This window comes from Shewanella algicola (assembly GCF_014648035.1).
GTDB lineage: Bacteria > Pseudomonadota > Gammaproteobacteria > Enterobacterales > Shewanellaceae > Shewanella > Shewanella algicola.
The window spans coordinates 1-2,406 of sequence record NZ_BMQI01000118.1; the positions used below are offsets into that span (position 1 = coordinate 1).

Here is a 2,406-nt window from a genome sequence, read left to right on the forward strand (position 1 = left end):
TTCAGGCACGGCAATACTTAGGCCACTGGCCCAAGCATTGCTTGATTATGAGCGGTTTATTATTGGTATTGGTCGAGATAATTCCAAGGTAGGTATTTTTCAGGATGCTTTTTTGCATCATCCGCATCTCGTTGCAGTCGCGTAAAGTAATCAAATACATTGATGCCTGCTTCATTGCCTGTTGCTATCATCGACGTGATAACATCGCCAATGTTCGCACCGAGTAAGCTTTTACGAAACATCGCATTTTTTCTATCTCGCACCACTATTTTTAACATCGATTCTATGCGGTTATTATCTATTTTTACCCCTTCGTGATGGCAAAATAAACTCAGCCCGTCATAGTGTTTTAAAAAATAACGGATAGCTTTGCCTAGACCGCTATTTTCTTCAATGCTTTCATTAGTAAAGTGCTTTTCACCCCAACTTTTAATCGCTTCAAGTATGGGTAATGAATGTTGCTGATGGTACTCAAGTCGCTCGCGTGCGGTGAGTTCACGTTCAATGGTTGTCTGTTCATTGCGCCAAACTTCACCATAGAGTGTGAGTATATTTTCAACCTCTTCGGGGAAATGATTAATGACATCGACAAACTGGCGCCTTGCATGGCTATTACAAAGTGATGTTTCAACCTCGCAAGTACTTGGCTGATTACTGGCGAGCGCATCACTCATTAATATCGGTGCGACAGTGACTTGTCGTTTGTAGAGTATGCGGTCGATAAACTCACCTGCGTGCCCAATATTGGTTTCAAATAACACAATATCATGGCCCGTTTTTAAGCTGGCAATCACTCCTGATGTATAAACACCTGAGCGCAAGCGTGTTTTCTCGCTATTACGTACTTTCTTTTCAACTGGCTTGGCGTCAAGAATACGGTGGGTGGTGTCATCTAAGTAATAGTGCTTAGCATCGCCAGCCAACTCAAACAAGTGCTGGTAAACAGGATAAATCGCATCACAGACAAGCTCTACTTGGTCAAACACCGTCGACGCAGTGATGTTGACGCCCAATAGCTTTTGGATGTTGCCTTGACGATAAAAAGGTAGCCCTGCAAAGTATTTATAAATCGCCATTAACGCACGCGCAGAGTAACCATATTTTTGATGACTATTACCGTCATGTAATACTTCATCGGGCAGGTTTGCCGTGAAATAGGCACCACACGCATTGCAACGCAAGCGCTCCATAATATGTTGCTCTGGGGTAAAAGGCGTTTGCCCTGTAATGCGCAACAAACTGCCAGGCTCGACTTTATAGGCCTTACCTTTCAAACATTCTGGGCAGCTATCCCCTTTATTTACTTCGTTTAACGCATGTTTGATGATAACCGGTTTGACCTGTGTAAAGTCTTCATCCTGTGTTTTTGGTTTTTTACTTTTCTTGCTGGTTTTTTTCTGTGCTTTACACAGGTCGCTTTGTTTTTCTGATGATTTTTCAATCCCAAGTAACTTACGTAATTTATGCACGGTGATACCGTGGTCAGCTAGCTTGTTTTGTGTTGTTGTTAATGTCAGTAACGCATCAAGCAATAACTGATAATCATCAGCGCTAAGCGCAAGATTATTTTCTTTGGCTTCAATCACTCGCTTGATTAAATCATCGAGAGATTGTGCATCGATATCGTTAAAAGGTTTTGCCACAATAAGCCTTTTGCCTGCGGGAATAAAAAAGAGGATGGAGTATGATCCCATTTAAAATGAAATCAAGCGGTTATTTATAATGGGTGGTAATTCCCGCTGAGCAATTGCCGTAAATGTTTGGCGTCCACGGACGTCATGGCACTATTAATGGTTGGCCAGCCAGAGAACTTGCCCTTAGATAAACGCTTTGTCATCAACCAAAAACCGTTATTTTCATAAGCGAGTGCGCGCACCATGGTTTTGTTACGATTAATAAAAACAAACAAGGTACCAGAGCGAGGCTCACAATGAAGGCGTTGTTTACACAGCGTAGCTAACCCATCAATGCCTTGACGAAAATCAGCGGGCTGGGTAGCAATCAAAATGTCGCTATGACGGGTTAAATGGATCATGATTTTATGGCCTCAATTAACTGAGCAAACCGTGTTTCGCTGACTTCGCCAGATACGGCTAAAGAATTGCCATTGTTGAACTTCAGGGAGATAGAAAGCGACTCGGTTATCGGCGTTGCATTGGGTAGTGAAATAAAGTGATTGGATACATCACTTGATGAGTTGGCGGTAAGCCAAGTATTGAATTGCTCATGACTAATACGCAACTTTTTAACAATGGTTGTTTTTGAATAATGCGGTAAAAGGGCGATCGCTTGCTGGCGCAAATTTTCAGGGATTGCACTACCTCGAGAAGGTTTATTGCTTCGCCACTGTTCAAAGTTAGCGAGGGTGTTAAGGAGTTTATCTGGCATCATTGTGACCGGGTTGAT

General features: G+C 42.5%; 3 protein-coding genes. All 3 read right to left on the reverse strand.

Annotation, left to right across the window (positions count from 1 at the left end):
- Positions 1–59: 59 nt before the first annotated feature.
- Entirely contained in the window at positions 60–1,643 is a 1,584-nt protein-coding gene (tnpC, locus tag IEY42_RS21905; RefSeq protein WP_086904929.1) for an IS66 family transposase, read from the reverse strand.
- A gap of 74 nt (positions 1,644–1,717) precedes the next feature.
- Positions 1,718–2,035 carry an IS66 family insertion sequence element accessory protein TnpB gene (tnpB, locus tag IEY42_RS21910; RefSeq protein ID WP_086904928.1) on the reverse strand — a complete coding sequence of 106 codons (318 nt, stop codon included), beginning with the start codon at positions 2,033–2,035 and terminating at the stop codon, positions 1,718–1,720.
- The coding region (locus IEY42_RS21915) for a hypothetical protein (protein ID WP_229780256.1) at positions 2,032–2,406 on the reverse strand (375 nt) is incomplete at its 5' end. The genes tnpB and IEY42_RS21915, both read right to left, overlap by 4 nt.

Coding starts and splice junctions, on each gene's coding strand:
- tnpB (WP_086904928.1), bottom strand. CDS start 2,035: ATGATCCATTTAACCCGTCATAGCGACATTTTGATTGCTACCCAGCCC.